10 protein-coding genes are annotated in these 6,404 nt (G+C 68.8%); 2 read left to right on the forward strand and 8 right to left on the reverse strand.

Going from position 1 to position 6,404, the window contains the following annotated elements:
• The first annotated feature begins 179 nt into the window (after positions 1 to 179).
• Positions 180 to 2,024 carry a molecular chaperone HtpG gene (gene htpG, locus AB0M20_RS21190; RefSeq protein ID WP_364300575.1) on the forward strand — a complete coding sequence of 615 codons (1,845 nt, stop codon included), beginning with the start codon at positions 180 to 182 and terminating at the stop codon, positions 2,022 to 2,024.
• An 84-nt stretch (positions 2,025 to 2,108) separates the two neighbouring features.
• Positions 2,109 to 2,561: a peptidoglycan-binding protein gene (locus AB0M20_RS21195; RefSeq protein WP_364300577.1), complete on the forward strand. Its 453-nt coding sequence runs from the start codon at positions 2,109 to 2,111 to the stop codon at positions 2,559 to 2,561.
• A 25-nt stretch (positions 2,562 to 2,586) separates the two neighbouring features.
• On the opposite strand, the gene AB0M20_RS21200 is transcribed toward AB0M20_RS21195, so the two are convergent.
• The 8 genes from AB0M20_RS21200 to AB0M20_RS21235 form a co-directional block, all read right to left on the reverse strand.
• A complete protein-coding gene (locus AB0M20_RS21200; protein ID WP_364300579.1) occupies positions 2,587 to 2,793 on the reverse strand; it encodes a hypothetical protein in 207 nt (68 codons plus the stop codon).
• A 117-nt stretch (positions 2,794 to 2,910) separates the two neighbouring features.
• A complete protein-coding gene (locus AB0M20_RS21205) occupies positions 2,911 to 3,306 on the reverse strand; it encodes a hypothetical protein (RefSeq protein WP_364300581.1) in 396 nt (131 codons plus the stop codon).
• Between the two features lie 78 nt (positions 3,307 to 3,384).
• Complete coding sequence (locus AB0M20_RS21210; protein ID WP_364300583.1) at positions 3,385 to 3,987, reverse strand: hypothetical protein; 603 nt, start codon at positions 3,985 to 3,987, stop codon at positions 3,385 to 3,387.
• Positions 3,980 to 4,705: a hypothetical protein gene (locus AB0M20_RS21215; protein ID WP_364300585.1), complete on the reverse strand. Its 726-nt coding sequence runs from the start codon at positions 4,703 to 4,705 to the stop codon at positions 3,980 to 3,982. Before AB0M20_RS21215 ends, AB0M20_RS21210 begins: the two co-directional genes overlap by 8 nt.
• Positions 4,706 to 4,760: 55 nt before the next feature.
• Positions 4,761 to 5,081, reverse strand: coding sequence for a type VII secretion target (locus tag AB0M20_RS21220; RefSeq protein WP_364300587.1), 321 nt, complete (start codon positions 5,079 to 5,081; stop codon positions 4,761 to 4,763).
• Positions 5,082 to 5,098: 17 nt separating this feature from the next.
• Complete coding sequence (locus AB0M20_RS21225; RefSeq protein ID WP_364300589.1) at positions 5,099 to 5,692, reverse strand: hypothetical protein; 594 nt, start codon at positions 5,690 to 5,692, stop codon at positions 5,099 to 5,101.
• Positions 5,693 to 5,795: 103 nt separating this feature from the next.
• Positions 5,796 to 6,062, reverse strand: coding sequence for a transcriptional regulator (locus tag AB0M20_RS21230; protein WP_364300592.1), 267 nt, complete (start codon positions 6,060 to 6,062; stop codon positions 5,796 to 5,798).
• 24 nt (positions 6,063 to 6,086) lie between these two features.
• Positions 6,087 to 6,404: EAL domain-containing protein (locus tag AB0M20_RS21235; protein ID WP_364300594.1), on the reverse strand; the 318-nt coding region annotated here is incomplete at its 5' end.

Consider the following 6,404-nt stretch of genomic DNA (forward strand, 5'->3'; position numbering starts at 1 on the left):
GGTTTGGACGCGTCAGCGGCCAGATGTGGCCGCCCGGCCCTCGGCGGGAGCAGCGGTCTGCACCACCCACCCGGCTACGACATGCATTTGATCTTGTTTTGCCTGGGGTGTCGGTGGGTGTGTCCGAGGGGGCGCTTAACATCGGGCGGGTAGGGAGCCAGTTACGGAAAGCGGGAACGATGAGCGCGGAAACGTTGGAGTTTCAGGCCGAGGCGCGGCAGCTGTTGCAGTTGATGGTCCACTCGATCTATTCGAACAAGGACATCTTCCTGCGCGAGCTCATCTCGAACGCGTCGGACGCACTCGACAAGCTGCGGCTCGCCGTGCTGCGCGACGGGCTCGAGGCGGACACCGGCGACCTGCACATCCGGCTGGTCGCCGACAAGGACGCCCGGACGCTGACGATCGCCGACAACGGCATCGGGATGACCCGCGACGAGGTGGTCGCGCTGATCGGGACCATCGCCAAGTCGGGCACGGCCGAGATGTTGCGGCAGCTCAAGGAGTCCGGCGACGCCAAGGAGCTGATCGGCCGGTTCGGCGTGGGGTTCTACTCGACGTTCATGGTGGCCGACAACGTCACGCTGGTGACGCGCAAGGCGGGGACCGACGAGGGTACGCGCTGGGAGTCCGGCGGCGAGGGCACGTACACGATCGAGGACGCCCCGGACGCTCCGGTCGGCACCTCGGTGACCGTTCACCTGCGCCCGGCCGACGAGGAGGACCAGCTCTTCGACTACACCGACGAGTGGAAGATCAAGGGGATCGTCAAGAAGTACTCGGACTTCATCGCGTTCCCGATCCGCTTCGGCGACGGCGACGACGCGATCAACTCGCAGAAGGCGCTCTGGGCGCGGCCGCGCTCGGACGTCAAGGACGAGGAGTACCACGAGTTCTACCGGCACATCAGCCACGACTGGACCGACCCGCTGGAGATCATCAGCATGCGGGCGGAGGGCACGTTCGAGTACGAGGCGCTGCTGTTCATCCCGTCGCGGGCGCCGCACGACCTCTTCCAGCGGGACGGCCGGCGCGGGCTGCAGCTCTACGTCAAGCGCGTGTTCATCATGGACGACAGCCGCGAGCTGATGCCCGACTTCCTGCGCTTCGTCAAGGGCGTGGTGGACGCGGCCGACCTGTCGCTGAACATCTCCCGGGAGATCCTCCAGCAGGACCGGCACATCCAGATGATCCGCCGGCGCCTGGTCAAAAAGGTGCTGTCCACGATCAAGGACATGATGGGTACGGCGCCGGAGAAGTACGCGACGCTGTGGCGCGAGTTCGGCCGGGCGATCAAGGAGGGCCTGCTCGCCGAGCCGGACAACCACAAGCCCATCCTCGACATCGCGTCGTTCGCGACCACCCACTCCAGCGACCCGACGACCCTGGCCGACTACGTCTCCCGGATGAAGGAGGGTCAGGAGGAGATCTACTTCCTGACCGGCGAGTCGCGCACCCAGGTGGAGAACTCGCCGCACATGGAGGCCTTCCAGGCACAGGGCTACGAGGTGCTGATCCTCACCGATCCGGTGGACGAGATCTGGGTCGAGGCGGTGCCCGACTTCGAGGGCAAGAAGCTGCAGTCGATCGCCCGCGGCTCGGTGGACCTCCCGAAGACGTCCGCCGAGAAGGACGAGTCCGCGGAGGAGGGCTTCGACCCGCTGCTCGGCTTCCTCAAGGGCGCGCTGGAGGAGCAGGTCAAGGAGGTGCGGCTGTCGCACCGGCTGACCACCTCGGCGGCGTGTCTGGTGAGCGACGCCGACGACATCACGCCGACGCTGGAGAAGATGTACCGGGCGATGGGCCAGGACGTGCCGCACGTCAAGCGGGTCCTCGAGGTGAACCCGTCGCACCCGCTCGTCTCGGCGCTGCGGACGGCCCACGAGGGCAACGCGGAGGACCCGGCGCTCAAGGAGACGGCGGAGCTGCTCTACGGCACGGCGCTGCTGGCGGAGGGCGGTGACCTGGAGGATCCGGCCCGCTTCGCGAAGCTCCTCGCCGACCGCCTCGCCCGGACCCTGTAGGTGTTGCGGCTGTGTGAACCACGCCGGTGTCGCCCGGCCGACTGAGGGTTCGCATTCACGTCCATCAGCGGCCAGAATGACGCCATGGCGCGACCCTGGGCGGCGCTGCGGCGCGGAGACAAGGCTCATCCCGTCCCGACCTTGCAATACCTGTTGCGGGAACAGGGCGAGCAGGTGCTGGTCGACGGGGAGTTCGGGCCGCACACCGAGGCCGCCGTGCGAGCCGTGCAACGCAGACGGGGGCTCACCGACGACGGCGTGGTCGGGCCGCTGACCTGGGGTGCGCTCGCGCCGGTGCGGCGGCGTGGGGATCGCGGCGACGCCGTGCGGGCAGTGCAGGAGGAGTTCCAGTTCCGCAACCTGTCCGGTGACCCGGCGCGGGCGCCGCGGATCGACGGGGTCTTCGGGCCGATCACCGATGGCGCGGTCCGGTCCTTCCAGCACGCGCTGCACGCGGACGACCCGTCGATGCTGGTGGACGGCGTGGTCGGCCCGGCGACCTGGCGGGCCCTGACCGGGGCGACGCTGTCGCTCTAGCGGCCTGTTTCCGGCGGGTGAGCGCTCAGGCGTGGCAGCCGGGGCCGGCCGCCACGCCCCTCACGATGCGGTAGTCGGAGATGTCGCCACGGACGTAGGGCCGCAGGTCGCTCACCGAGGTCGGCGGTGTGGCGTTCAGCGCCGTGAAGGCGACGATGGCCTGGTCCACCGTCCGGCACGTGGCCTGGTCGGCGACCGACTCGGCGCGCTCCGTCAGGACGGTCGGGTTCAACGCTAAGTAAGACAGGCCGCCGACACTAACGGTTACCGCCGCAGCCATCGCTATCTCCGTGAGGTGCACGGCCCGACACTAGCCGCGTTGACGCTCTGTGACCAGAGGTGTGAAGAGTTACTCAGAGAAACGCTTGGTGACCGCGGCGACAACGCCGTCGGTCAGGCGCAGCAGATCACGCTCGGTCAAGGTCACGGTGTCGCCCTCGGCCAGGCCCAGGATCGAGGTCTCCGGCCGCACCTTGAGCGGCTTCCCGTCGACCATGCGGCCGCCGTTGGTCAGCAGCGAAACCGCGAGCAGCCGGAGCTCGTTGAGCGGGTTGCCGTCCTTGCCCTCGTCCTTGCGCTGCCGGTGCACGAAGGCGAGCTCCAGCACCAGCGCCAGATCGGCGTAGAACGACGCCGCGACCTGCGGCGGCACGTCGCCGAGCTCCCGGAAGCCGGCCACACGCTCGTCGATCAGGGCGCGCACGGAGGCGATGTAATCGGCCGGGTACTTCGTCACTGCCAGCATGGTGGTCTCCTCATCACTAGCGGGGTTCACTTGTCTGACGCGCGCCCGGCAGGAAGTGTGACGGCCTGGTCGCTACACCTAGATCGCGGGTGCGGGTGCGGCCCGCAGGTCGCGGCTCAACGACCTGAACAGGTACACCACCGCGGCGTTCATCACGACGAACCAGCCCACGTAGTAGAGCGTGCCCAGGTCGGTCAGCGGTGAGTCGAACGCGACGTCGAAGGTGAGGATCCGCCCCTCGGGTGGCACATCGCCGCGAAGGACCTGACCGCGGATCAGCAGGCCCACATACGCCAGCAGGAGCACCGCGGAGACCACCGCATGGGCCACCCACCCGGCGCCGAGCAGTCGCCCGGCGCCGCGGGTGCGCCCGGTCAGCAGCGCGATCGTCGCGATCACCATCAGCGTCACGACGATGACCGAGGTCAGCACCACGGTGCTCCGCACCACGACGATGACCGAGTCGAGCGCGGTCGTCTGCCGGTGGAGGAAGGCGACCGCGTCGGGCTCGCAGATCGAATCGTCGAGGCACCGGGTCAGCGTGCGGTTGACCTCGGCCCCGCTCGCGCGGAAGACGATCCGCGCGTAGGGCCACGCCTGCAGGACGTTGAAGACGATCACGTGGACGCCGACCAGCAGCCACGAGCCGATCAGCACGAAGCGGGGCGAGCGCCTAGACATTGACGGCCTGCGGCCAGGTGCCTCCCGGCCCCGTCATGGCGGCCTTGTTGCCCATCGAGGCGTTCACGTCACGCATCTTCTGCAGCGCGTCGACCACCTGATTGGCGATGTTGAAGAGCATGTTGAGCGCGTTCTCCACCAGCGTGCCGACCGCACCGGCCAGCGTGTTGACCGCCTCGAGGATGGTCAGCACACCACCCGCGTCGATCGCCGCCTGGGTGAGCTCGCCGGCGAGCATCGAGATGTTCTCGGCCGCCTTCACCGCGTACTCCACATTGCCCTTGGCGATGGTGAACAGCCACGTGCTGATGAAGTCGGCCTTGGTGGCCATGTCGGTGGCCGCGGCCGCCTGGGCGGTGCTCCGCTCGCCGTAGACCGTCGCCGCCTGACCCTCCCAGTAGCTGAGCATCAGGTCCTTGTTGCCGATCTGGCCGGCGATCAGCGAGGCCGGCGTCTGCACCATGCTCAGCCACTTGAAGGACGTGATGATCAGCGACGGGACGCCGCCCGCGTGCTCGACCACCCACTGAACCTTCTCGATCAGCTTCTGCAGGCCCTCGCGGACGTCGTCCATCTTGTTCTTGATCCACAGCATCACCGGGGCACCGAGCGCCCAGGCCCACTTCTTGATGTCGCCGATCAGGTCGTTGAAGCCCTTGACGGCCTCGGCGATGCTCTCGCCGATCCGCCGGACGGCTCCCTCGAACTCACTGGTCATGGCGTCGGGGTTCGCCCCCGGTTCCGGTGCCACTTCTCGTTACCCCCCGTGCCGCTCAGCTGCCGTAGATCTTCTTCAGGGTCGCGGCAGAGACCTCGTCGCTGCCGTCGTACTCGTCCGCGGCCCGTTTGAGGGCACCGCTGATCTCGTCGAACTCCATGAAACCCTCGGAGCACCGCTGGTGCATGAAATCCCAGAACTCGCGGTAGGTCGGCTCCAGCGCCAGACTCAGCGGCTGCCCGCACCAGAACGCGGTGATCGCGAGGTTGCACTCGTTCTGGATGTTCTTGGACACGGTCTCCATCTGGTCCGACAGCCCGGTCCACTTGCCGGCCTCCTTGCGGAGCGCCTCCGTGACGACCTTGACCTCACCCATCGTTGCCGCTCCCTGCTCTAACGGATCGCCTGGAACGCCGCGAGGGCGTCGGCGGCGACCGTGGACGGCGACTCCTGCATCGCCGCGTGGACGTCGATCTCCGCGGCCGTCACGGTGCCGCCCTGGGCGTGCAGCCGGACTATCCCGGCCGGGCCGCTGACCACGCTCGACGGTGCTCCCTCGCGGCGCAGCCGGTGGACGCGCTCGAGGTTCTCCTGGGCGCGCTCGCCGCTGCGCCGGATCTCGGTGAACCAGTCGTCGTAATCCAGGCCCGGCTCGATCGGGCGGACCGGTGACACCGAGGGAAGCGGGGCGTCCTGCGGCAACCGGGCGGCCATCGTGGACACCGCCTGGGCCACCGCGCCCCGGTAGGCGTCGACCACCGCGTCGCCCAGCGCGGACGGCGACAGCTCGTCGCGCCACCACTGGCTGATCGCCACGTCGGTCACCCGCCCACCCGGCGACAGCCGCACGGTCACCGACCGTGTCTCGTCGCGGCCCTCCGGCTCGGCCGATGGATCCGGCCACGCCGTGCGCTCCTCGCGCGCGGCCGCAGCCAGCTCCTCGTCCGAGCCGAGCTCGTCGAGCGACGCCAGCGTCGGCTCGAACATGCACACCCCTCCCCCCGGTTGCGGGCCGTAATCATCCCGCGGATCAGCATCCTAGCGATCCGCGCCGATGCGCCGCTGTCCCGAGCCGGGGTGGGTTCCGCGATCATGTAGGGGGACGGCGGCGCATCACGGCGCAGGCGACGTCGACGTTGCCGATGGCGACGACGTTCACCAGATCCCAGCCGTACTGCATGAGGAACTCGGCGGCCGACGCCACATACGCGATCCGCTCCACTGCCGCGCCGCGCAGGGTCTGGATGGTGAGCAGCTGAAAGGGATATTGCGACAGATCCGCGCGGCCCTCCAGCAGGCCCTCGGCGGACACCCGCCGGGTCTTCGCGATCATGTCGGCCGTCTCCAGGTTCGCCATGCGGTCCACCCTAGGCGGGTCGGACTAGGCAGCCCCGATGAGCTCCTGTGCCGGGACCGGGGAGTCCCAGAGCAGGCGCTGGAAGGACGTGGGCGGGACCGGCGGGCTGATCAGGTAGCCCTGGATCGCCGGGCAGCCGGCCGCCGCGAGGGCCTGCCAGTCGTCGCGCTCCTCGACGCCCTCGGCGACGACGCTCATGTTGAGCGAGGTGGCCAGGCCGAGCACGGCCGAGATGATGGACGACTTGCGGACGTCGCCGGCCAGGCCGGAGACGAACGAGCGGTCGAGCTTGACCACATCGGCCGGCACGGACTGCAGCCAGGTGAGCGAGCTGTAGCCGGT

This window comes from Actinoplanes sp. NPDC051633, assembly GCF_040681735.1.
Classification (GTDB): Bacteria; Actinomycetota; Actinomycetes; order Mycobacteriales; family Micromonosporaceae; genus Actinoplanes.